We start from the raw sequence: 22,908 nt of genomic DNA, 5'->3' as shown, positions 1-22,908 counted from the left end.
GGTCGGCTGTTGGCGGTACGCCCTAGCCTACCTGGAGCGCAGCCCTGCCCCGGCACGGCGAGAGTTGGGTGGGCACGGTTCCCCCTCAAGGGTTTGGGGCGGGGATTCAGAGCGGGCCGGGGACGGGGCGCAGGCTTCGGTGCGAACCTGCGCCGCGGGTATCGACCGTGCGCGCCGTCGGTCGCGCTCCCACACCGCGCACAAACCTCACGAACATTGCCGGTGCGCAGGATCGCATCGCGCGCTCTGGTTTCAACGTCGTGACATAACCCCTCGCGCAGAAGTGCCAACCGTGCTACTTGTTGGGGCGGCACTCACGACCGGGGTTCGGCGTCAGCGGGTCGGCGGGTGCGGGGACCGGGGGGCAACATCATCTTTTGGGCGCCTCCCGACACATTCAACGAGATCGGGGGCACTTTGCCACTCACACAGTTCCTGAGCGCACGCCGCATGGGCGTGGCTGCGCTCACCGCGGTCGCGACGGTTTCCGGAGGCCTCGCGGCCGCTCCGGCCCGCGCGGACTCGAACCCAATCTCCATCAGCGTCTTCGGCAGCGACACCACCCTCGGCGTTTCGGGCATCGGCAAGGACCTCACGGCCGGGCTCAATGTGGAGACGAGCACCAGCCCGACGGGAACGGCCACGAACGTGACGCTGGCCATCGACTTCTCCGGGCTGGCCGGTATGGCGACGATCTCCACGTCGAACCCGGCCTGCACGACGTCGGGCACGGTGATCACCTGCGACTTCGGCGCGGTCAACATCACCGACTACATCGCCATCCCGTCCCCGACCGTGCAGATCCACGTGAGCCCGGTGGCGGGCGCACAGGTGAGCCAGGTCGGGCAGTACACGCTGACCGGATCGGCGGATGGCGTCGCGCCGGTCTCAATCCCGCAGAACGTCACCCTCGCCGACGGCCCCGACATGACCGGCTCCGGGTACGCCCCCTACGGGAGTCCTCCGCCAGTGCCGGTCGCGCTGAAGAGCAAGGTCTCCACGCCGAAGTTGACTGTCACGAACGACGGCAGCGCCAGCGCCGAGGGCGTGACGATCGTCTTCAACTCCGCCTATGAATTCCCGTTCTACGGCCTGGCGCGGAACTGCGAGTACGCCGCGAACCACTACTCATACGGCAGCTTGCTCTTCGCGAGCTGCTACTTCCCGAACGTCATCACTCCCGGCGACGCCTATACGTTGGAGAACACGCAGCGGTTCACCGTGCGGCCAGACACGATCCACGACTTCGAGTCCATCTTCTCGGCGGACATCGTCCCGGGTTACCAGCCGCCCACGGCCGTGGACAGCACCCTGAAGTGGGTTCCGGGCACCGAAGATCCGCTGGTCCTGACGAAGACGAGCGGTCCGGGGACGCCGACCACCACGCCCGTCCACGTCACCCAGACGAACATCGACCCGTATGACGGCTGGAACAACCTGGTCTACCAGGCGTCCAACGGGGTCTCGACGGACCTCGCGGCGATCGGCGCCAAGGTCGAGGCGCCAAAGGGTTCGACCGTGAACGTCACGGTGGGCGTGCACAACAACGGTCCGGGGACGGAAGACTTCGGGCCGGCGCTCGCCGATGCCGCCGACCTCCAGTTCACTCCCCCGCCTGGGACGACGGTCACCGCGGTGCCATCGAACTGCTTCCTCGCGAACAACGGGGCCTACGTGTGCAGCATGGCGCAGATCCTCAGGTACTCGACGTCAGCAAAGGTCACCTTCACGCTGCAGGTCTCGGCGACCGGAGCGACCGGTGAGGGCCAGGTGTTCGTCTACCACGGCTCGAACGGCGGAACCCCCACCGGGCCGGATGTGTACGACACCGTCTGGACGAACAACGTGGCGCCGGTGCGCATCACCTCTTAGGGCCATCACCTCTTAGGCACTGCACTGGCCTAAGGCACCACGCCAGCCCTAAAGCACCACGCCAGCCCTAAAGCACCACGCTGGACGTATGGACCCTGCTGGTCCTGAGCGCTGTGCTGGTGCCTTAAGGCACAGCGCGGGCAACCCCAAGGCACAGCGCGGGCAACACTGCATGTGACAGCGGCGGGGCGGTATCCGACCAAGTCGGATACCGCCCCGCGCCGCGTTCTGAAGTGACGACGACGCCCTTTCCCTCCAGCGAACGCGTCGTCCTCGACGACGCAAGCCGCATCGAACGCATTCAATGCGCGTTCGCAGCGCCGCGCGGCCCGGGCACGGACGGTGCCGTGCTGTCCGAGCACGTACAGTGCCGTGCCCGTGTCGCCAGCCGCCGGTCGCCCACCAGCCACCAGCCACCAGCCACCAGCCACCAGCCACGGACGGTACCGCTGCCCAGTCGCTCAGCCGCTCTTGGCGCTTACTCCGAGGACGCCGAGGATCCTGGCGCCGTGTGGGACCCGGGCGCGTACGCCGCCGCCATGCCCGCCGAGGTACGCGGCATGCTGCGCAGCTACTGGAACGTGCGGCTGGTCAGGCGCTCGTACACCTCTATGTAGCGGTCGCGGGTACGCTCGATGATCTCGTCGGGCAGCGGGGGCGGCGGCTGGTCGGACTTCGGATCCCAGCCGGACGCCGGTGAGGTCAGCCAGTCGCGCACGAACTGCTTGTCGAAGGACGGCTGTGCGTGGCCGGGCTCCCAGCCGTCGACCGGCCAGAAGCGCGACGAATCCGGGGTCAGCACCTCGTCGGCGAGGACGAGCGTGCCATCGGGTCGGGCGCCGAACTCGAACTTGGTGTCGGCCAGGATGATCCCGCGTTCGAGGGCGATGTCGCGGGCGGCACGATAGACCCCGAGCGTCAGGTCACGAAGCGCGGCCGCCCGTTCGGCGCCGACGCGGGAGACCACTTCGTCGAAGCCGATGTTCTCGTCGTGCTCGCCGACCTGTGCCTTCGCTGCCGGGGTGAAGATCGGCTCGGGAAGCCCGGAACCGTCGAGCAGGCCACCGGGCAGCGGGATTCCGCATACGGTCCCCGACACCCGGTATTCGGCGAGGCCCGAGCCGGCCAAGTAGCCGCGCGCCACGCACTCGACCGCGATCATGTCCAGCTTCTCGCACAGCATCGAGCGGCCGCGAAGTTCATCCGCGTGCGGGGCGAGTGCTTCGGGGTACTGGAGCGGGTCGGCCGTGACGACATGGTTGGGCACGAGATCCGCCAGGCGTTCGAACCACCACAGCGACAGCTGCGTCAGGACCCTGCCCTTGTCCGGGATCGGGGTCTGCAGAACGTGGTCGTAGGCGGAGATCCGGTCGGAGGCGACGAGCAGCAGGCGCTCCACACCGTGGGTATCGCGGACTCCGTAGAGCTCGCGGATCTTGCCGGAACCGAGGTGGGTCGCTCCGGAGAAGGACGTCACGGCCATGTCAGCTCAGCTCCGCCAGCCGCTCGAACATCCCGGACAGGTTTCGCACATACCACTCGGGCCGGAAGACCTCGTCCAACCGGGCCTCGTCGATCTTCAGACCTGCCACCTCGGCCTCTTCGCGCAGCGTTTCGCGGAAGGGGCGCCCGGTCTCCCACGTCTTCATCGCCGCGCGCTGGGTGAGCGGGTACGCCTCGGTGTCCCGGGCCAGTCCCATCTCCACCAACTCGAGCAGGACCGCCGAGGTGTAGATCAGACCACCGGTGGACTCGAGGTTGGCCCGCATCCGGTCGGCGTCGACCACCAGTCCGCTCATCAGCCGGATGGTCAGGTTGAGCATGTAGTCGAGTGCGATCGAGGCGTCGGGAAGGGCGATGCGCTCGGTGGAGGAGTGCGAGATGTCGCGCTCGTGCCAGAGCGGGATCCCCTCCATCACCGGCACGATCTGCGCACGCACGATCCTCGCCATGCCCGCCAGCCGCTCGGACATGATCGGGTTCTTCTTGTGCGGCATCGCCGACGAGCCCTTCTGGCCCTTGCCGAAAGGCTCCCAGAGCTCACGCACCTCGGTGCGCTGGCCGTGCCGCACCTCGAGGGCGATCGCCTCCAGCACGGTCGCCATGATCGCGAGCGCGGACACCCACTCGGAGATCCCGTCCCGGATGACCACCTGGGTCGAGACGTCCGCCGCCTTCAGGCCGAGCTTCCCGGCCACGTAGCGCTCGACCGCCGGATCGATGTTCGAGTACGTACCCACCGCTCCGGAGATCGCCATGACGCCGGCGGCCGAGCGGGCCGCGCGGATCCGGTCGCGCGAGCGGGCGACCGCGAAGGCGAAGTCGGCGACCCGGTGGCCCCAGACGTCAGGCTCGCCGTGGATGCCGTGAGTGCGCCCGACGCGCAGCGTGGCCCGATGTTCGAGGGCGTGGTCGCGCAGCACGCCGACCAGCCGGTCCGCCTTCTCCAGCAGGATGTCGGTGGCTTCGACCAGCTGAAGCGCCAGCGCCGTGTCCAGCAGGTCGGACGAGGTCATGCCGAAATGCACGTACGCGGCGGCGTCGCGCGGCTCGGTGTTGTCGGCCCAGGCGGACAGGAAGGCGATGACGTCGTGCTGGGTGACCGCCTCGATCTCGGCCACCGCCTCCGGAGTCGGCGCGGGGGCCCGCCGCACCGCCTCGAGCGCGGACGCGGGCACGACGCCAGCCGCGACGTGCGCCTCCATCACCAGGGTCTCGACCCGGCACCACAGCTGGAATTTGTGGGCCTCGCTCCACACGCGGCCCATGTCGGGGAGGGTGTACCGTCCGATCACGGCGAACTGCTCCTTATCAAGCGGTTTCGGCGGGACAGACCTGGCCCGCCCGTAGTCCATTCTCCACGAGACGGGCGAACGGCAGGGGTCGAGACGTAAGGGCTGTGGATAACTCCTGTGGATAACAGGGCGCGGGTTTCTTGGTTCAGGGCTATCAACGCAGGCCGGTGGCGTAGCCGACCCAGTCGCGCACGGCCGCGAAGTCGGCATTGTCGAGCAGCCCGTGGACAAGTTCGTCGATCGGGACCACCAGCCCGGCGCGGTCGCGCAGGATGACGCCGTCGAGCCAGTCGACGTCCCAGACCGCGTCACCACGGTCCACCAGGCCGCACTGCACGACGGCGCGCAGCCCGGCGGCGAGTTCGCCGGATCCGTGAGTCTGCGCGGGGACCTCCAGCAGGGACCGCACCTTCGAGATGAGCGGGTGATCGGGGGCCTGCGCCGCTTCCGCCCTGAGCGCCGGTTCCGCGACCCGCTTCACGTAGCGGGACCAGGGCAGCACCTGCTCGACCGTCTTCCCCTGGTACACCTCGGGCGCGAGGGCCGAGACCGCGCGATCCACCTCCCCCGGCTCGTCGAGCAGATCGCAGGCGGGGCGTTCGGTAAGCCGGTCGGCGAGGCCAACGCCCACCCGGTCCCGCTGACCGAGTTCGGTGAGGGCGGCGACGAGCGCGGCATTCAGGGTTTCCGGCGCGTAGCCCCGCTTCCAAGCGGGCATCGCCAGCCGGGTGAGCAGCCGATCCCAGCCGACCGCTACCAGACCGGCCTGCTCATGTGCGTATACCCGCCCGGCGGGCTCGACGACGCGGGCCCGCTCCGCCGCGGCCGCGCCGATCGCGCGCTCCATCGCCTCCGCGCGGATCCGGCAGGCCGCGGCGACTGTAGCGACGACTGTCTTAGGCCATGGGGGGCAGCCGCGCCGCTCGGCTATGTCGAGCCGTCGTATGAGCCGACGAGCGCGCGCGACCAAGCTGTCGTGCGCCGCGTCCATGCCGGCGAGCACCGGAGCGAGCAGCCCGCGCAGCTCGCTGACCCGCAGCCACCAGAGGAAAGGCGCACCGATGACGAGGACGGGGCCGTTCGGGCGCGGTTCCAGCCAGGCGTCGCAGTCGGGGGACAGCTCGATCGTCGCGGGTTCGCTCACCCCGAGGGCGGCGGTGACCTGCCGGACGGCGAGCATCAGTTCACCGCAGCTGCCGGAAGCCGGGCTGACCGTGGGCGAAGCCGGCGGCGCGATGCGGCGGAAGCGGACTAACGGCCAAGCGCACAGGCCGAGCACGACGGCAGCGGGAACGAGACCGTAAGGAGTCGCCGGGACGATCACGAGGACGGCGCACACCGCGACGGCCAGCGCGATCCAGCTTCCGGCGGCCACGGCGCAGATCCTCGTGATCGCGCGCGCCTGCCGGACGACTGCGCTGCTGGATGCCGCGGTCAACCGTGGTCACCCCGAATCCTGGACGCGGATCGCCCTCCTGGCGGGACGGCGGGCCGGCGCGGCGCCGACGGCCAGTTCGGCTGTTCGCCTGCGGCCGCCGGTACGGACGGGCGTGGGATACGCTCCCTCGTTCGGAGCGTAGCGCCGGGGTCCGCTGCGGGGCACCCGGGCGGACGGGATTTCCGCTCGTTCGGGTGAGCGTCCTGGACCAGCCGCCATTCGCTAGGGTACGGCGATCGCTCCGGCCACGGCGCGGGCGGCGATGTCGGTGCGGTGGTGCGCATCAGCCAGGCGGATTTCTGCCAGGGCACGGTATGCCGACATGCGGGCAGCGGCGAGATCGTCACCCAAAGCGGTGACCGCGAGGACCCGGCCGCCCGACGAAACGAGCGTTTCCGTCTCGGCTCTATAAGCAGTGCCTGCCTGGTACACGACCGCGCCGAGCGCTTCGGCCGCCTCAATGCCGGTGATCGGGTCACCGCCGCGCGGCTTGCCCGGGTATCCAGCGGCCGCCAGCACGACGGTCACCGCCGCCGCGTCGCGCCACCTCAACCGTTCGATCGAGCCGAGCGTTCCGACGGCAGCAGCGTGCAGCAGCCCGGCTAGTGGCGTGCTGAGCAGGGGCAGGACGACCTGGGCCTCGGGGTCGCCGAAACGCGCGTTGAACTCGATCACGCGCACGCCGCGTTTCGTCAGGGCCAGTCCGGCGTAGAGGAGTCCGACGAACGGCGCGCCGCGCCTGCGCAGCTCGTCCACGGTCGGCTGAAGTACGTGCTCCAGCACCTCGTCGATCAAATCGTCCGGTGCCCAAGGCAGCGGCGAGTACGCACCCATGCCACCCGTGTTGGGCCCGGTGTCGTCATCGTCAACGCGCTTGAAGTCCTGCGCCGGTTGGAGAGGCACGACGATCGTGCCGTCAGTGATGGCAAACAGAGACACCTCCGGGCCGTCGAGGAACTCCTCGATCACGACCCTGCTGCAAGCATTCGCATGCGCGAGCGCCGCATCACGATCCGTAGTAACGACGACGCCCTTCCCTGCGGCGAGTGCGTCGTCCTTGACGACGTAGGGCGGGCCGAATGCGTCCAAGGCACGCCCGGCTTCCTCAGGCGTCGTGCAGACGAAAGCTTCAGCGGTCGGCACACCCGCGGCCGCCATGACGTCCTTCGAGAAGGCTTTGGATCCTTCGAGCTGCGCCGCAGCCCGTGACGGACCGAATACCGGAATCCCGGCCGCACGCACCGCGTCGCCCACACCGGCCACCAGCGGAGCCTCCGGTCCGACGACCACCAGGTCCGCGGCGACCTCGACGGCCAGCGCCGCGACCGCGTCCGGGTCGAGCGGATCGACCGCGCGCAGCTCGGCGACCGCGGCGATGCCGGGATTGCCGGGGGCGCAGAACAGCGCGGTGACAGAAGTGTCGGAAGCGAGTGCGCGACAGATCGCGTGCTCGCGCCCGCCCCCACCGATGACCAGGATCTTCACGCCGCCTAGCCTAGCGGGGCTGCGCACGACCCCCGGTCCGGATGGTGGGCGCGGGGTTGACGGACCCTCTCTCCAGGTGCATAAGGTCAACGCCATGGAGTTGCAGGACGCTATCAGTGCTCGGCGGATGGTTCGCACATTCGATCCCGACCGCCCGGTGCCCGAGGAGGCCCTGCAACGGATTCTGCGCAACGGCACGCGCGCGCCCTCCGCAGGTTTTTCACAAGGTCAGGCCTGGTTGGTGTTACGCGGCACGGAACTGGAGAAGTTCTGGATGTACGGATCGGACGCGGTCGGCGATTCGGTCCGTACCGCCCCCCTGGTCATCGTCCCGTTTTCGTGCAAGCGCATCTATTTGGAGCGTTATGCGCAACCCGACAAGGGTTGGACAGACATGGACGAAGCGCGCTGGCCGGTGCCGTTCTGGCACATCGACACCGGCATGGCGGCGATGCTTCAGCTGCTGACCGCGGTCGACGAAGGTCTCGGGGCGCTCTATTTCGGAATCATCCCGTCGCAGGTGCGGGCGTTCAAGGAGGCATTCGGCGTGCCCGAGGAGTATGACCCGATCGGCGCGATCGCGGTCGGCTACGACAGCGAGACGGAGAAACGCGACCTGAGATCCAGGCGGCGTCCGATCGAGGACCTGGTGCACTACGGCGCGTGGTCCGCGTGACCCGATTCGCCTTCTTCGACCTCGACAACACCCTCGTCGACCAGACCGCCGCGCTCATGGCGTGGGCGCGCGACTTCGTGGCCGACCGCGGGCTCGACCCGGCCGCGGTCGACTGGTTCGAAGTGAAGAACCACACGGCGCCGACCTGGCGGGCGTACGCGGGGCAGATCAAGAAGCAGTTCGGACTGTCGGACAGCGTCGACGGCCTCATCCACGAGGTCACCGAGACCTACCCGAGCTACTTCGTGCTCGAAGACAGCGTCGCCGAAGGCCTGCGCCTGTTGCGGGCCAAGGAATGGAAGCTCGCGGTCATCACGAACGGCACCACCGCGGTGCAGATGGCCAAGGTCAACCGGGTGGACCTCTGGTCGCTAGTGGACGGGGTCTTCGTCTCGGAGAGCGTCGGTGTGCGCAAGCCGGACCCGCACATCTTCGAGATCGCCGCGGACAAGCTCGACGTCGAGCTGGGCTGCGACGGCTGGATGGTCGGCGACAACCTCGACGTGGACATCGCCGGCGGCACGGCGGCCGGGCTGCGCACCATCTGGCTGCCGCACGGCCACCCGCAGCCCGAGGAGGGGCCGTGGGCGGACCGGGTGTGCGAGACGGTGGACGAGGCGATCGACCTGCTGGCCGCGATCTGACCGAGCCCGCGGACGAAGCGGCGTCACATCACACGTTCACCGGTGGAGACGGTCAGCCGAGCTTGGACTGATCGGGGTCGAAGACCGCGCGCGCGTCATTGGCGCCGCCGGTCTGAATCCCCGTCAGCAGGATCGTGTCGCCGGTCTTCACCGCACTCAGCTGCGCGACCTTGCCAGAGACGTGCACCTTAGCTGTCGAGACGACAGTCCACGTCCAAGTGGTGCCTGAAGCGTCAGTGACGGTAATGCTGTTGCCGTTGATGGAACCGACCTTGCCGACCTGCCACTCGTGGACGACCCATTGGCCGGTCTTGTCCTTGATCGTGGACTGGCCGTGCGCGCCGCGCTTGAACAGACGGGCACGATTCTGTGCAGCGTCCTTGCGCGTGTCGCCGTCCTTCGTGGCGTGAGGCTTGGCCGGCGCAGCGCTGCCTGTGGGCGTAGCAGATGCGGAAGGGGTGGAGCTGGGCGAATCCGCGAACGCGGAGGCTGCCCCGAAGACCAGTCCACCGGCTGCGGCGACTCCCGCCGTGGCCAAAGCCGCCCTGCGCAGGGTAATCATCGTGCATCTCTCCTTCGGATCCGTTTCTTAACCCCAGCTTCGACGGTTGAGGCTAAGACCGCGGTAAGTAAGGAGCCGGTAAACGGCTTACCGCATGCCCCATCGCCAAAGCCGCGGAAACGCACCGAGGAGTTCGACAGCAATGACGCCAACGGGATCAGGGACGCCCTACATCGCGGTGATCGGGCCTAGCCGTGCGTCGGCCGACGAGCTCGACTCGGCGCGGGAGGTCGGGGCACTGCTGGCGCTGCGCGGCGCGATCGTCGTGTGCGGAGGCCATGGCGGCGTGATGGAGGCGGTGTGCGAAGGCGCCGCGCGGATCGGCTTGCAGCCCACCTCCGCCACAAGGCGACCTAGCGCGCGCCTGCTCCGCCTTCCCCGTCCCCATCAAGGCGTTCGAGCACGACGACTGGGATCTCGCGGCCGACCGTCGCCTTCTCATAGTCGCGGAATCGCCACGACACTTCCCTGAAGCGCTCGCGCAGTTCCTCGCGCTCGCTTCCCTCGGCGATGCGCGCCGTCACGCGGAACGTGCCGGCCTCGACCTCGACTACCGCGGACGGTTCGGCGCGCAGGTTGTGATACCAGCCCGGGTGCGTGGGCCGAGCGCCGTTGGCCGCGAAGATGACCCAGTTCTCGCCGTCCGGGAGGAACGCCAGCGGCGAGACATACGCGGCGCCCGACTTGGCCCCGGTGTGGTGCAACACCAGAAGCGGGAAGTCGGCGAACGATCCGCCCGTCTTCCTGCCACGAGCCCGGAAGTCATCGACGACCCGCCGGTCGAAGGTCTGTCGCTCGTTCATCACGTCTCTGTTCCCCTTCTGCACAGCCGACGTCATGGAACTCGGTCCATCGGTTTAGCCGTCACGCCGCCGCAATCCGGCCCAGTCCAGCCTGCGCTGCTCCGAGCGCGACAGTGACAAGACAACCAGATCGTATGAGTCCTCGACCATCTCCCGGACGAATGAATCCGGCAGCGCGCCATCCAGCCGCACCGTGTTCCAGTGCCGCTTGTTCAGGTGCCAGCCGCCCACGATCTCAGGATGCTGATCGCGTAGCCGCACCGCAAGGTCGGGATCGCACTTCAAACTCACCGTGAGCGGTACGGCATCCAGGGTGCTGATCGCGAAGATCTTGCCGCCGACCTTGAAAACCGACGTCTCGGGATTGAACGGAAAGGTCTCGACCGCCCCGGTCAGCTCCAGGCAGGCGGCCTTCAGGGTCTCGGCGTCCACGGCCCCATTCTGCATTGCCCCGCCCACACGCGCCGGGACGCCGCCCAGCACGTATCAAAAACGAGAAGCCAGGGAGGAATTACCTCACCTGGCTCTTTCTCTGCTCTGGAGCGGGTGACGGGAATCGAACCCGCGCTGTCAGCTTGGGAAGCTGATGTTCTGCCATTGAACTACACCCGCAGGAGAGAATCCCGGTACCCCGATATGGGGGTGGATTCGGACCGGATGTCAGGCTACCAGATGGGAAGGGTGGGGGTGGCGCGGATTGGGCGGGGTCGACTGGCGGCAGGGGGTGTGGCGCGGGGTGCGGTACCGTCGAGGGCGTGTTGCTGTCAGACAAGGATCTGCGCGCGGAGATCGGGTCCGGGCGGGTGCGGGTCGAGCCGTTCGACGACGAGATGGTGCAGCCGTCCTCGATCGACGTGCGGCTGGACCGGTACTTCCGGGTGTTCGAGAACCACCGGTACCCGCATATCGACCCGGCGCAGGAGCAGCCCGACCTGACCAGGCTGGTGGAGCCGGACGGAGACGAGCCGTTCATCCTGCACCCGGGCGAGTTCGTGCTGGGGTCCACCTACGAGGTGATCACCCTGCCGGACGATGTGGCCTCGCGGCTGGAGGGGAAGTCGAGCCTGGGGCGGCTCGGCCTGCTGACGCACTCGACCGCCGGGTTCATCGACCCGGGGTTCTCCGGGCACGTGACGCTTGAGCTGTCGAACGTCGCGACACTCCCGATCAAGCTGTGGCCGGGGATGAAGATCGGCCAGCTGTGCATGTTCCGGCTCTCGTCGCCGGCGGAGCATCCGTACGGGTCGGCGATCTACGGGTCGCGGTACCAGGGGCAGCGGGGGCCGACGCCGTCGAAGTCGTACCTGAATTTTCACCGGACGCATGTGAGTTGAGCGCCGCGGGGCAGCCGTGTGTAGCTCTGGTAGCGCAAAAGCTGGGTGAAACGGGTGAATACGGCGGCCGTACTCCCACGTCCGCACGGTCCGCGCTGCGACAGTGAGGTATGCGCTGGAGCCTGACGACCCGTGTCGCCGGCCCGATCGCCCGCCTGCTGCGCGACAACCCGGTGCTCCTGCTGGCCGGACCGCACAGCGCCGGCCCGATCGAGGCGCTGGTGCGCACCTGGAACCCGCAGCCGACCCGCGATGACGACGGGGTCATGCACGTCGCAGACGGGGTGCGCTGGCACGGGCCGCTCCGGCTCGAACCCAGCCTGACCGCCGAGGCCGAGCTACCCGGTGGCTGGTCGACCGCCTATGCCGCGCAGGCCGCGCGGAGGCGGGTGCGGATCCCGGACGGACGCGCAGGCGAGGCGTTACGGCGGAAGTACGTGCGGGACATTCCCGTTGGCGCGGAAGCTCTCGCGTGGTCGCTAGTCACCGGGCTGGCGCGGCAGCTCGACGGCGCGGCCCGGCTGCCGGGGTGCCCGCCGTACGCGGTCGAGCCCGAGGACACGGTCTACTGCGTTTATGGCCACGACGCGCTGCCGTGGCAGGTCTTGCGCACGGTGGTTGGGCTGGCGATTCCGGACCTGGCTCGCAACGGCTCCGTGGCGCCGAACGACTATTGCCTTGACCGGCCGGGACTGCTGGAGATCAGGGTTCGTCCGTTCGCCGATGACGAGTTCCTGCCCTATGCGCTGCGAGCGCGTGCGAGCGACGGCTGGCCGCACAGCCTGTACCGCTTCTCCGCGTTGCCCCAGCCGACCGCCGGGGACACCGCGAAGGTGGTCGAGCGGTTGCGGCAGGCGGCCACGCTTCTGGCGGAGGTGATCGGTGGCGTGGTGCTTGACGGCGAGGGATTTCCGGTGGCAGATGGCTGATGACTAATGGCTAGCCGATCAGCTGGACGATGCAGATCGACGGGGCCGCGCAGCGGATGGAACCGGCGACCTCGCCGACGATCGTCGAGGTGGAGTCCGTGATGGTGACCTTTGCGGGCCACGCGGTCAGCTCGATCGGGCCCGACATCCCGCTGACTGTGACGTTCGCTCGGTCGAGGCGAAGGGCATTGCCGACGCGCAAGGTGACCGGCGTCGCCGCCGGGACGGTCACCCCCAGATCCGCCGAGCAGAGCGAATCAGGGCATTGCACGGCGATGTAGAGCGTGCCGCCTATTCGGTCGATGGTGCGCTGCGGGTGGTCGAACATCGTCGAGGTGTCGGTCTCGACCAGGCTCACCGGCTGCGCGCCCGCCGCCCCGTTCCCGCTCCTCGGCAGCCCGGTGAGGGAGACGGAGCCGTCGCCGTCGAGCAGGATCTCGACCGCTGAGACCCCCGTGTAGGTCGAACTGCTGTGGCTGGCGTGCGTCACGCGGTGCAGCACGACGTCGGCGCCGAATCCGAGCACCGCCAGAACCGCGAGCGTCGCGACGATGGCGATCAGCGAGCGCCACAGCGCACGGAACCAGAGCCTCACCCCGGACGTGCGGTCGGCCTCGTCGGGCGCCCCGGACTCGGGCGCATCCGCTTCGACCGCCATGCCACCAACCTCCACACGCCGCACCGGGTGTTTCGGGGATGGAGCCTAGCGGTTCCGGCACGGCGTGTTGGCCGACCCCCGGGCAGATCCGTCGGTCGGGCGAATCAGGCGTCAGAGTTCGAACGTCTACGCGAGCGGCTGTTTCACCGAGCGCAGCAGCAGCTGTGAGACGTCCACCACTTCCATGGACTCGGGCACATCGCCGGCCTGTTTGCGCGCGGTGATCGAGTCGCCCAGCATCACCAGGCAATACGGGCAGGCGGTGGAGATGACGTCGGGGTTGGTGGACAGCGCCTCGTCGACCCGCTCGGTGTTGATGCGCTTGCCGATCCGCTCCTCCATCCACATCCGCGCGCCGCCCGCGCCGCAGCAGAAGCCGCGCTCCTTGCAGCGGTGCATCTCGGTGCTGCGCAGGCCCGGGACCTTCGCGATGATCTCGCGCGGCGGGGTGTAGACCTTGTTGTGCCGGCCGAGGTAGCAGGGGTCGTGGTAGGTGATGTTCTGGTCGACGGAGACGACCGGCGTGAGCTTGCCCTCTTCGACAAGCCGGTCCAGTAACTGCGTGTGGTGGACGACCTCGAACTTACCGCCGAGCTGCGGGTACTCGTTGGCGAGCGAGTTGAAGCAGTGAGGGCAGGTGGCGACGATCTTCTTCGGTCGCGAGGTCGTGCCGAACGCCTCGTTGAGCACCTCGACGTTCTGCGCGGCCAGCATCTGGAACAGGAACTCGTTGCCCATGCGGCGCGCCGGATCGCCGGTGCAGGTCTCGCCGTCGCCGAGGACCGCGAACTTGACCCCGGCTATGTGCAGCAACTCGGCGAACGCCTTCGTGGTCTTCTTCGCCCGATCCTCCAGGGCGCCTGCGCAGCCGACCCAGTACAGGTACTCGATGTCGGAAAGGTCCTCGAGCGTGTCGCCGAGGATCGGAACCTCGAAGTCGACCTCCTTGGTCCACTCGCGCCGGGCCTTGGCCGCCATGCCCCACGGGTTGCCCTTGTTCTCCAGGTTCTTGAGCATCGTGCCCGCCTCGGACGGGAACGAGGACTCGATCATCACCTGGTACCGGCGCATGTCGACGATGTGGTCTACGTGCTCGATGTCGACGGGGCACTGCTCGACGCACGCGCCGCAGGTGGTGCAGGACCACAGGGCTTCGGCGGCGATGATCGCGTTGTCCTCCGGCGAGCCGACCAGCGGACGCTCGGCCTCGGCGAGAGCCGCCGCCGGGACGCTGGCAAGTTGCAGCTCGGTCGCCTTCTCGTTGCCCTCGACGTCCTTACCACCGCCCGCGAGAAGGTAAGGCGCCTTCGCATGGCTGTGGTCGCGTAGGGAGAGCATCACCAGCTTGGGCGACAGCGGCTTGCCGGTATTCCACGCGGGGCACTGCTCCTGACACCGGCCGCACTCGGTGCAGGTGGAGAAGTCCAGCAGGCCCTTCCAGGTGAAGTCCTCGACCTTGCCGACGCCGAAGACGTCGTCCTCCTTCGGGTCCTCGAAGTCGATCAACTCGCCCTTGGACAGCATGGGGTTCAGCGCGCCGAGCGCGGTGCCGCCGTCGTCCTTCTTCTTGAACCAGATGTTGACGAAGGCCAGGAAGCGGTGCCAGGCCACACCCATGTTGGCGTTGAGCGAGATGGTGATCATCCAGGCGAAGGAGATCACGATCTTCACGGTGGCGAAGGCCCAGACGAGGTTCTTCAGGGTGGTCTCGGACATCCCGGTGAACAGGCGCGAGACGGGATAGGAGAAGGCGAAGTGCGCCGAGAAGCGGCCGCCCGCCTCGAGCACGTTCTCCAGGCCGCGAAGCGTCAGGATGCAGACGAGCACGCCGAGGATCGTGTACTCGACATAGTAGGCCTGCCACATCACCGAGCCGTAGAAGCGGGACTTGCGCTCTTTGCGGCGAGGCCGGTTGGCGAGCCGCACGCCCATCAGATAGAGGATGCCGATCAGGCCGACGAAGCTGAACAGCTCGGTGACGAACTCGAACGGCCACCAGCGGCCGATCAGCGGCAGCTGGAACGTCACGTCGAACAACTGGCCGAAGGCGGTGATGAGGGTGAAGAAGAGCAGCCCGAAGGAGACCATCACGGTCCAGTGCGCGGCGCCGATCCACCGCTTGCCCTTGCGGGCCAGCCGGGTGTGACCGAGGAACTCGCGCACCAGGTTCTTGGTGCGGCCTATGGGATCGCCGGTACGGCCGGGGGCCGGCTGTCCTGAGGCGAACAGCCCGTACATGCGGGTCAGGACCCGCGCGAACAGCGCCAGGCCCACCGCGGCGATGCCGAGCGAAATGATGATCGCTGCGATCTGCATGGTCTGGTCTGGCTCCTTCGGTGCGTGCAGGAGGACGGAGCAGCGTTGGTCCGCGACGGACCGGCGTTGGGCCGACGGGACCTGATGGCCGTTCACCGCCGTTGCCGGTCGACGTCGGGATCGGCGATACTCTACTCGCGAGTAACTTATGCTGCGAGACGAAGATCTACCGCGTCGGCCACGTGCCTTGCGCACCTACGATGCGGAAGGCACACTGAGCGGCGCTTTAGGAGCGGTAGTAGTCGCGCGCCTCGCTGAGCGCTTCGTATGCCTCGAGCCGCGCCTGCGCGCGTTCCGGCGCGGCGTCGGCTATCGCCTGGACCAGCAGCGATGCCAGGACCATCGGCGCCGCGTGCGAGTCGAAGACCAGGCGCGAGCCGACGCCCGCGGGCAGCATGATGTCGGCGGCGGTGGCGAACGGCACGAGCGGGTTGTCCGTGATCAGCGCGACCTTCATGCCCAGCTCACGCGCGTAGTCGAGGACGTCGAGGGCCTCTTCGGCATAGCGCGGCATGAGAAATGCCACAATCCAGCTCGCGCCGGCCTGATGTGCCTGAAGGAGCGCATCCGAGGCTGACGATCCGGCCAACGAGATAAGGCGCACATCGGGGTGGACCCGCTGGGCGCTGTACGTGAAGTACTGCGCCACAGGCAGCGAGAGTCGTAGGCCGAGGACGACCAGCGGGTCGCACTCGGCGAGCACCCGGCCCGCCTCGATGAGCCGGTCGGGCGTCGCGACCAGCCGGTGCAGCACCTCGAGGTTGGCCTGCTCCGCGGCGATCGCCGCCTGGAACTCGTTGCGCCGCGCCTCCTCCGGCGAATCCCCGACCGTGCCGAGCACGATGCCCTTGAGCGCGTCGCGCAGCGCGGGATAGCCGGAGAAGCCGAGCGCGGCGGCGAAGCGGGTCACCGAGGGCTGGCTCACCCCGACCCGCTCGGCCAGGTCGACGCTGGACATGAAGACGACCTCGCCGAGGTGGTCGATCAGGAACTGGCCGATGCGCCGCTGGGCGGGCGAGAGCCGGCGGCCGTCGAGCAGCGCGAGCAGCCGCTCGGTGGAGCCGACCGGAAGATCGAGCACCCCGGGTGAGCCGGAGGTCCCGGTAGTCACGGCGTCATCGCCTCGCCTTCACCCCGGCCGGCGTCGTGAGGAGCGCCGGCTGAATGTCTATTGCTATCGCAGAGCGCCGACAGTCTTTTCGACGGCCGCCATGACGGAGCCGTCGCGCACCGCTTCCTCCGCCGCGCGCAGCTCAAGGGAGAGGTAGCGGTCGGGTCCCGGGCCGCCGACGCCACGCGCACGCAGCACCGCGACGGCCGCGGCCGTGCCCGGTGCCGGCTGGAGCGGAGCGCGCAGGTCGAGCGCGCGGGCCGCGGTCACCAGCTCGACCGTGAGGACGCGGGTGAGGTTGTCGAGCGCGGTGCGCAGCTTGCGGGCGGCGGACCAGCCCATCGAGACGTGGTCCTCCTGCATGGCCGAGCTGGGGATCGAGTCCACGCTCGCCGGGACGGCCAGGCGCTTGTTCTCGGAGACCAGGGCGGCCTGGGTGTACTGAGCGATCATCAGACCGGAGTCCACGCCCGGATCGTGGGCCAGGAACGGCGGCAGGCCGTGCGAGCGGGCCACGTCGAGCATCCGGTCGGTGCGCCGCTCGGCGATCGAGCCGACCTCGGCGACGGCGACGGCCAGGAAGTCGAGCACGAAGGCGACCGGGGCGCCATGAAAGTTTCCGTTGGACTCGACCCTGTCCTCGTCGAGCAGGACGACCGGGTTGTCGATGATCGAGGCGAGTTCGCGCTCGGCGACGGCGGCGGCGTGGGCGAGCGTGTCGCGCGCCGCGCCCGCAACCTGAGGCGCGCAGCGCAGGGAGTACGCATCCTGCACGCGGTTACAGTCCGGGCCGCGGTGTGAGGCGACGACGCCGGAGTCGCTGAGGAGTCGCAGAAGATTGGCAGCCGACGCTGCCTGGCCGGGGTGCGGCCTTATCGCGTGCAGCTCGGGGCGGAACACGCGGTCGGTGCCGAGCAGCGCCTCGACGCTCATGGCGGCGGTGAGGTCGGCAAGCTTGAGCAGTTGCTCGAAGTCGCGCAGGGCGAGGATCAGCATGCCGAGCATGCCGTCGGTGCCGTTGATCAGCGCGAGCCCCTCCTTGGGCTCAAGCACGATCGCCGCGACGCCGTGAGCAGTCAGGACCGGTTCGGCGGGAACGGCCTTTCCGTCTTCGCCGACCACCTCGCCCTCACCCATGAGGACCAGCGCGACGTGCGCGAGCGGGGCGAGGTCACCCGAACAGCCGAGCGAGCCGAACTCGCGCACCGCGGGGGTGATGCGGTTGTTCAGCAGCGCGGCCATGGTCTCGGCGACGACCGGGCGCACGCCGGTGTGGCCGGTAGCGAGGGTCTTGAGCCGCATCAGCATCAGCGCGCGCACGACCTCGGTCTCGACCAGGTCGCCCATGCCCGCGGCGTGCGACCGGATGAGCGAGCGCTGCAGGGCGGCGCGCAGATCGGGATCGATGTGCCGGGTCGCCAGCGCGCCGAAGCCAGTGGAGATCCCATAGGCGGGCGTCGGCGCGGCGGCGAGCTTGTCCACCGTGGCCCGGCCCGCGGCGAGGGCCGTCAACGCGGCCTCGGTCAGCTCGACCCGCGCGCCGTCGCGGGCCACCGCCACCACGTCGGCGAAGGTCAGGTCGGGGCCGATCTGGATCGTCGCTGTCATGACACCCCTCGCGCTGAATAATCTCATGCGGTTGACCGCACCTGTGAATACCTGCATAACATACCTCGGGGTTCGGAGCCCTCGGCGGCGGGCACGACCCTCGACAGCGACACCCGATGAGAGAGCGAGCTCGGCATGACCGGTCCGCGTACGGTGCGCGCCCCGCGGGGCACCAGCCTGAACACGCCTGGATGGCAGCAGGAGGCGGCCTACCGGATGCTTCAGAACAATCTGGATCCCGAGGTCGCCGAGCACCCGCAGGAGCTGGTCGTCTACGGGGGCACGGGTAAAGCGGCGCGCAACTGGGCCTCTTTCGACGCGCTGCTGCGCACGCTGACCACGCTGCGCGAGGACGAGACGATGCTGGTGCAGTCCGGAAAGCCGGTCGGGGTCATGCGCACGCACGAGTGGGCGCCCCGGGTGCTGCTGGCCAACTCCAACCTGGTCGGCGACTGGGCGAACTGGGACGAGTTCCGCCGGCTCGACGCGCTCGGCCTGATCATGTACGGCCAGATGACCGCGGGCTCGTGGATCTACATCGGCACGCAGGGCATCCTGCAGGGCACCTACGAGACGTTCGCAGCCGTCGCCGCCAAACTGTGCTCAAAGGGCTCCGCCGACGCGGACGCGGTCGGCGGCTCGCTGGCCGGGACGATCACGCTGACCGCCGGGCTCGGCGGTATGGGCGGCGCGCAGCCGCTCGCGGTGACGATGAACGACGGCGTCGCGATCTGCATCGACTGCGACCCGCGCGCGATCACCCGCCGGATCGAGCACCGGTACCTCGACGTGCGTGCCGACTCGCTGGACGACGCGCTGCGGCTCGCGATCGAGGCCCGCGACGCGCGCCGCCCGCTCTCCATCGGCGTGCTCGGCAACGCCGCGGAACTGGTCCCAGAGCTGCTTGCACGAAACGCGCCGATCGACATCGTCACCGACCAGACCTCGGCGCACGACCCACTGTCGTATCTGCCGCTCGGCGTCGCGTTCGAGGACATGAAGACCCTGGCCGCGGCGAAGCCGGAAGAGTTCACGGCGCGGGCCCGCGAGTCGATGGCGAAGCACGTCGAGGCGATGGTCGGCTTCCAGGACGCCGGGGCGGAGGTCTTCGACTACGGCAACTCGATCCGCGGCGAGGCGAAGCTGGCCGGGTACGCCCGCGCGTTCGACTTCGCCGGGTTCGTGCCGAAGTACATCAGGCCGCTGTTCTGTGAGGGCAAGGGCCCGTTCCGGTGGGCGGCGCTGTCCGGCGACCCGAAGGACATCGCGGTGACGGACCGCGCGGTGCTCGACCTCTTCCCCGAGAACGAGCCGCTGGCCCGGTGGATCCGGCTGGCCGGCGAGCGAGTGCACTACCAGGGGTTGCCGGCGCGGATCTGCTGGCTGGGCTACGGCGAGCGGGATCGGGCCGGGCTGCGCTTTAACGAGCTGGTCGCGTCGGGTGAGGTCCAGGCGCCGATCGTGATCGGCCGCGACCACCTGGACTGCGGCTCGGTGGCGTCGCCGTACCGGGAGACCGAGGCGATGCTCGACGGCTCGGACGCGATCGCCGACTGGCCGCTGCTCAACGCGATGGTGAATGTGGCGTCCGGCGCGTCGTGGGTATCCATCCATCATGGCGGCGGCGTCGGCATGGGCCGGTCGATCCACGCCGGGCAGGTGTCGGTGGCCGACGGCTCGCCGCTGGCCGCGCGGAAGCTGGAACGGGTGCTGACCAACGATCCCGGCATGGGTGTGATCCGGCACGTGGACGCCGGATACGAACGGGCGGCCGAGGTCGCCGAGCAGCGCGGTGTCCGCATCCCGATGGAGGAGGGACGGCCCGGTGTCTGAATGGAACGTGTCCGACAAGAACGTGTCGCCTGAAAAGAATGTGTCCGACCAGAGTGCGCCGCGGGAGCCGTGATGAGCGAGGTCGCGGAGGCGACCGGATTCGCCGGGCTGTGGTCGTCGCTGCTCGCGATCGGGCGCGACGCGGACAGCGGCGGCTATCGCAGGTTCGCCTGGAACGCGGCCGATCTGGCGTGCCGGGAATGGTTCGCCGCGCAGGCCGCCGAGCGCGGCCTGGCCGTGGAGACCGACCGCAACGGGAACCAGTGGGCGCGCTGGGAGCCCGACGCGCCCAGCACTGTTAAGCACGGCACTGCTAATACAGCGACCAACGGCGGGTCCGGCGCGCTGGCGATCGGCTCGCACCTGGACTCCGTGCCGGACGGCGGTGCCTTCGACGGACCGCTCGGCGTCATCTCCTCGCTCGCCGCCGTGGATCTGCTGCGCTCGCGCGGCTGGCGTCCGGCGCGGCCGGTGCTGATCGCCAATTTCGCCGACGAGGAGGGCGCACGCTTCGGCGTCGCCTGTGCCGGATCGCGGCTGCTGTCCGGTCTTCTCGACGCCGATAAGGCACGCGGGCTGTGCGACACCGACGGGATACGCCTTGCCGCCGCGATGGAGCGGGCCGGTCAGGATCCGGATGCGCTCGGCCCGGACCCCACACGCCTAAGGGACATCGCCGCCTTCGTCGAGCTGCACATCGAGCAGGGCCGGGCGCTGGCCGACCGCGACGCCCCGGTCGGGGTGGCGTCGGCGATCTGGCCGCACGGCCGCTGGCGCTTCGACTTCACCGGCGAGGCGAACCACGCCGGGACTACCGCCCTCGACGAACGCCGCGACCCGATGCTGACGTACGCGCACACCGTCCTGTCCGCGCGGAAGAAGGCGCGGCTCGGCGGGGCGCTGGCCACCTTCGGCAGGCTGCGCGTGGAACCCAACGGCACCAACGCGATCCCGTCGCGCGTGCAGGCGTGGCTCGACGCCCGGGCGCCGGACGAGGCCGCGCTCGACGCGGTGATCCGGGAGGTCCACGCGGCCGCGGTGGAACGCGCGGGACGGGACGGAACAGCGGTCGCGCTCGAAAACGAGTCCCTCACCCCGGTCGTCGAGTTCGACCACGCGTTGCGCGACCGCGTGTCGAAGGCGCTCGCGCTCGAGTTCGGCGCGGTGCCAGTCCTGCCCACCGGCGCGGGACACGACGCGGGGATCCTGGCCGCCGCGGTCCCGACCGCGATGCTGTTCGTGCGCAATCCGAGCGGCCGGTCGCACACGCCCGCGGAGCACGCGGAGACAGCGGACTGCCACGCGGGCGTCCTCGCGCTCGCCGACGTCGTGGCCGATCTCGCGGGAGGAGAGTCCGGATCCTGATGACTGAACACGGGAGCGCCGCGACCGGCGGGGGTTCGCGCGGGGGCGGCGCCGACAAGCAGCAGTGGTACGCCGAGGCCGCTTACGTGGGCGGCATGGTGGAGACGAACGTCCTCATCGAGACGGCCGGAGACCGGATCACCGCCGTGACCCCGGCGACCACTCCGCCGCCCGACGCGGTGCGGCTGCCCGGCCTCACCCTGCCGGGACTGGCCAACGCCCACTCGCACGCCTTCCATCGCGCGCTGCGCGGCCGCACCCAGGCGGGCGAGGGCACCTTCTGGACCTGGCGCGAGCAGATGTACGAGGCGGTCGCGGGCCTCGATCCGGAGACCTATCTGGAACTGGCGACCGGGGTGTTCGCCGAGATGGCGCTCGCCGGGATCACCGCGGTCGGCGAGTTCCACTACGCCCACCACGACAAGGGCGGCAAGTGGTATCCCGACCCGAACGCGATGGGGCACGCGCTGATCGAGGCCGCGCGCGCCGCCGGGCTCCGGATCACTTTGCTCGACACCTGTTATCTGACCGGCGGCATCGGCTCCGCGCTCAATCCGACGCAGCGCCGCTTCTCCGACGGCGACGCGGACACGTGGGCTTCGCGCGTCGAAGATCTGCGCGGGGCGTACCTCGACGCGTCGGACGTCATCGTCGGCACCGCGATCCACTCCGTGCGCGCGGTGCCTAAGGATCAGCTCGGCACGGTGGCCGCGACGGCGGCGAGGTTCGGGGCACCGCTGCACGTTCATCTCTCCGAGCAGCGCAAGGAGAACGACGACTGCCTGGCCCGCTACCGCCTTACGCCCGCGCAACTGCTCGACACCTGCGGCGCGCTCGGGCCCGGCACCACGGCCGTGCACGCGACGCATCTCTCCCAGGCCGACGTGGAACTGCTCGGCGATTCAGAGACCTGTGTCTGCATGTGCCCCACCACGGAACGGGATCTGGCCGACGGCATCGGCGCGGCGCGCACCCTGTTCGAGGCCGGGGCGCCGATCGCGCTCGGCTCGGACAGCCACGCCGTCATCGACCTGTTCGAGGAGGCGCGGGCGATGGAGCTGGACGAGCGGCTGCGCACCGAGCGGCGCGGGCACTGGCCGTCCGCGGACTTGATCGAGGCGGCGACGCAGGCCGGGCACGAGTCGCTGGGCTGGGCGGACGGCGGGCGGCTGCACGCCGGAGGGCTGGCGGACTTCGTCACCGTCGGCCTCGACTCGATCCGGCTGACCGGCACGACCCCGGACGTCGCGGCCGAATCGGTGGTTTACGCGGCCACGGCGGCGGACGTCCGGCATGTCGTGGTGGGCGGGCGGATCGTCGTGCGCGACGGTGTCCACATGCTTGTGGACAACGCTCCGCGGCGGCTCGGCGACGCGATCCGCGCGGTCTACCGCCGTTCGCTGACGAAGAGCCCGTATGACGGGCGCGCACATGGCTAGCAGAGCCCTGCTTGTAACAGAGATCGGCGAATTAGTCACA

20 protein-coding genes and 1 tRNA gene are annotated in these 22,908 nt (G+C 69.3%); 9 read left to right on the top strand and 12 right to left on the bottom strand.

The genetic code is table 11. From position 1 onward, the window contains the following. The first annotated feature begins 450 nt into the window (after nt 1-450). Nucleotides 451-1,872, top strand: coding sequence for a hypothetical protein (locus VGZ32_RS26570; RefSeq protein WP_326888951.1), 1,422 nt, complete (start codon nt 451-453; stop codon nt 1,870-1,872). Between the two features lie 571 nt (nt 1,873-2,443). Here the strand turns inward: VGZ32_RS26570 and VGZ32_RS26565 are convergent. The 4 genes from VGZ32_RS26565 to purD form a co-directional block, all read right to left on the bottom strand. Beyond that, complete coding sequence (locus VGZ32_RS26565) at nt 2,444-3,355, bottom strand: phosphoribosylaminoimidazolesuccinocarboxamide synthase (protein ID WP_326888950.1); 912 nt, start codon at nt 3,353-3,355, stop codon at nt 2,444-2,446. 1 nt (nt 3,356) lies between these two features. Next, nucleotides 3,357-4,667 (bottom strand): adenylosuccinate lyase, encoded by a 1,311-nt coding sequence (gene purB / locus VGZ32_RS26560; RefSeq protein ID WP_326888949.1) that lies wholly within the window; start codon nt 4,665-4,667, stop codon nt 3,357-3,359. 154 nt (nt 4,668-4,821) lie between these two features. Then, the gene (locus VGZ32_RS26555; protein ID WP_326888948.1) at nt 4,822-6,042 is read right to left on the bottom strand and encodes a hypothetical protein; all 1,221 of its coding nucleotides are present in this window, start codon (nt 6,040-6,042) and stop codon (nt 4,822-4,824) included. A gap of 285 nt (nt 6,043-6,327) precedes the next feature. Continuing rightward, complete coding sequence (gene purD, locus VGZ32_RS26550) at nt 6,328-7,590, bottom strand: phosphoribosylamine--glycine ligase (RefSeq protein WP_326888947.1); 1,263 nt, start codon at nt 7,588-7,590, stop codon at nt 6,328-6,330. A gap of 94 nt (nt 7,591-7,684) precedes the next feature. On the opposite strand from purD, the gene VGZ32_RS26545 reads away from it, so the two are divergent. Together VGZ32_RS26545 and VGZ32_RS26540 are read left to right on the top strand one after the other, a co-directional pair. Further along, nucleotides 7,685-8,266, top strand: a complete 582-nt coding sequence (locus VGZ32_RS26545; protein WP_326888946.1) for a nitroreductase family protein — start codon at nt 7,685-7,687, stop codon at nt 8,264-8,266. Beyond that, entirely contained in the window at nt 8,263-8,910 is a 648-nt protein-coding gene (locus VGZ32_RS26540; RefSeq protein ID WP_326888945.1) for an HAD family hydrolase, read from the top strand. The genes VGZ32_RS26545 and VGZ32_RS26540 overlap by 4 nt, the downstream gene beginning before the upstream one ends. Before the next feature lie 52 nt (nt 8,911-8,962). Here the strand turns inward: VGZ32_RS26540 and VGZ32_RS26535 are convergent, their stop codons facing one another. Beyond that, nucleotides 8,963-9,472 (bottom strand): hypothetical protein, encoded by a 510-nt coding sequence (locus VGZ32_RS26535; RefSeq protein ID WP_326888944.1) that lies wholly within the window; start codon nt 9,470-9,472, stop codon nt 8,963-8,965. A 94-nt stretch (nt 9,473-9,566) separates the two neighbouring features. On the opposite strand from VGZ32_RS26535, the gene VGZ32_RS28945 reads away from it, so the two are divergent. Continuing rightward, a complete protein-coding gene (locus VGZ32_RS28945; RefSeq protein WP_349263762.1) occupies nt 9,567-9,944 on the top strand; it encodes a hypothetical protein in 378 nt (125 codons plus the stop codon). Here the strand turns inward: VGZ32_RS28945 and VGZ32_RS26530 are convergent. From VGZ32_RS26530 to VGZ32_RS26520, 3 genes are all read right to left on the bottom strand, one after another. After that, a complete protein-coding gene (locus VGZ32_RS26530) occupies nt 9,826-10,275 on the bottom strand; it encodes a nitroreductase/quinone reductase family protein (protein ID WP_326888943.1) in 450 nt (149 codons plus the stop codon). The genes VGZ32_RS28945 and VGZ32_RS26530 overlap by 119 nt on opposite strands. A gap of 54 nt (nt 10,276-10,329) precedes the next feature. Continuing rightward, entirely contained in the window at nt 10,330-10,707 is a 378-nt protein-coding gene (locus VGZ32_RS26525; RefSeq protein WP_326888942.1) for an MmcQ/YjbR family DNA-binding protein, read from the bottom strand. Nucleotides 10,708-10,813: 106 nt separating this feature from the next. Further along, nucleotides 10,814-10,887, bottom strand: a tRNA-Gly gene (locus VGZ32_RS26520). A 143-nt stretch (nt 10,888-11,030) separates the two neighbouring features. Here VGZ32_RS26520 and dcd point away from each other — a divergent pair. Beyond that, nucleotides 11,031-11,609 (top strand): dCTP deaminase, encoded by a 579-nt coding sequence (gene dcd, locus VGZ32_RS26515; RefSeq protein ID WP_326888941.1) that lies wholly within the window; start codon nt 11,031-11,033, stop codon nt 11,607-11,609. A 110-nt stretch (nt 11,610-11,719) separates the two neighbouring features. Then, on the top strand, nt 11,720-12,538 hold the full coding sequence (locus tag VGZ32_RS26510; RefSeq protein WP_326888940.1) for a hypothetical protein: 819 nt from the start codon (nt 11,720-11,722) through the stop codon (nt 12,536-12,538). Between the two features lie 10 nt (nt 12,539-12,548). Here the strand turns inward: VGZ32_RS26510 and VGZ32_RS26505 are convergent, their stop codons facing one another. From VGZ32_RS26505 to hutH, 4 genes are all read right to left on the bottom strand, one after another. After that, a complete protein-coding gene (locus VGZ32_RS26505) occupies nt 12,549-13,196 on the bottom strand; it encodes a hypothetical protein (protein WP_326888939.1) in 648 nt (215 codons plus the stop codon). A gap of 126 nt (nt 13,197-13,322) precedes the next feature. Then, a complete protein-coding gene (locus VGZ32_RS26500) occupies nt 13,323-15,512 on the bottom strand; it encodes a (Fe-S)-binding protein (RefSeq protein ID WP_326888938.1) in 2,190 nt (729 codons plus the stop codon). A 226-nt stretch (nt 15,513-15,738) separates the two neighbouring features. Beyond that, complete coding sequence (locus VGZ32_RS26495) at nt 15,739-16,623, bottom strand: MurR/RpiR family transcriptional regulator (RefSeq protein ID WP_326888937.1); 885 nt, start codon at nt 16,621-16,623, stop codon at nt 15,739-15,741. A gap of 63 nt (nt 16,624-16,686) precedes the next feature. Next, a complete protein-coding gene (gene hutH / locus VGZ32_RS26490) occupies nt 16,687-18,231 on the bottom strand; it encodes a histidine ammonia-lyase (RefSeq protein WP_326888936.1) in 1,545 nt (514 codons plus the stop codon). 135 nt (nt 18,232-18,366) lie between these two features. Here hutH and hutU point away from each other — a divergent pair, with 135 nt between their 5' ends. From hutU to VGZ32_RS26475, 3 genes are all read left to right on the top strand, one after another. Continuing rightward, nucleotides 18,367-20,064 (top strand): urocanate hydratase, encoded by a 1,698-nt coding sequence (gene hutU, locus VGZ32_RS26485; RefSeq protein WP_326888935.1) that lies wholly within the window; start codon nt 18,367-18,369, stop codon nt 20,062-20,064. Between the two features lie 72 nt (nt 20,065-20,136). After that, a complete protein-coding gene (locus VGZ32_RS26480; RefSeq protein ID WP_326888934.1) occupies nt 20,137-21,429 on the top strand; it encodes an allantoate amidohydrolase in 1,293 nt (430 codons plus the stop codon). Next, on the top strand, nt 21,429-22,868 hold the full coding sequence (locus tag VGZ32_RS26475; protein ID WP_326888933.1) for a formimidoylglutamate deiminase: 1,440 nt from the start codon (nt 21,429-21,431) through the stop codon (nt 22,866-22,868). Before VGZ32_RS26480 ends, VGZ32_RS26475 begins: the two co-directional genes overlap by 1 nt. Nucleotides 22,869-22,908: the final 40 nt, after the last annotated feature.

Source organism: Actinocrinis sp. (assembly GCF_035938995.1).
Taxonomy (GTDB): domain Bacteria; phylum Actinomycetota; class Actinomycetes; order Streptomycetales; family Catenulisporaceae; genus DASZGI01.
This window is presented reverse-complemented; position numbering and strand designations above follow the sequence as displayed.

Coding starts and splice junctions, on each gene's coding strand:
- VGZ32_RS26570 (WP_326888951.1), top strand. CDS start 451: ATGGGCGTGGCTGCGCTCACCGCGGTCGCGACGGTTTCCGGAGGCCTC.
- VGZ32_RS26565 (WP_326888950.1), bottom strand. CDS start 3,355: ATGGCCGTGACGTCCTTCTCCGGAGCGACCCACCTCGGTTCCGGCAAG.
- VGZ32_RS26545 (WP_326888946.1), top strand. CDS start 7,685: ATGGAGTTGCAGGACGCTATCAGTGCTCGGCGGATGGTTCGCACATTC.
- VGZ32_RS26535 (WP_326888944.1), bottom strand. CDS start 9,472: ATGATTACCCTGCGCAGGGCGGCTTTGGCCACGGCGGGAGTCGCCGCA.
- VGZ32_RS28945 (WP_349263762.1), top strand. CDS start 9,567: ATGCCCCATCGCCAAAGCCGCGGAAACGCACCGAGGAGTTCGACAGCA.
- VGZ32_RS26530 (WP_326888943.1), bottom strand. CDS start 10,275: ATGAACGAGCGACAGACCTTCGACCGGCGGGTCGTCGATGACTTCCGG.
- VGZ32_RS26510 (WP_326888940.1), top strand. CDS start 11,720: ATGCGCTGGAGCCTGACGACCCGTGTCGCCGGCCCGATCGCCCGCCTG.
- VGZ32_RS26505 (WP_326888939.1), bottom strand. CDS start 13,196: ATGGCGGTCGAAGCGGATGCGCCCGAGTCCGGGGCGCCCGACGAGGCC.
- VGZ32_RS26500 (WP_326888938.1), bottom strand. CDS start 15,512: ATGCAGATCGCAGCGATCATCATTTCGCTCGGCATCGCCGCGGTGGGC.
- hutH (WP_326888936.1), bottom strand. CDS start 18,231: ATGACAGCGACGATCCAGATCGGCCCCGACCTGACCTTCGCCGACGTG.
- hutU (WP_326888935.1), top strand. CDS start 18,367: ATGACCGGTCCGCGTACGGTGCGCGCCCCGCGGGGCACCAGCCTGAAC.
- VGZ32_RS26480 (WP_326888934.1), top strand. CDS start 20,137: ATGAGCGAGGTCGCGGAGGCGACCGGATTCGCCGGGCTGTGGTCGTCG.
- VGZ32_RS26475 (WP_326888933.1), top strand. CDS start 21,429: ATGACTGAACACGGGAGCGCCGCGACCGGCGGGGGTTCGCGCGGGGGC.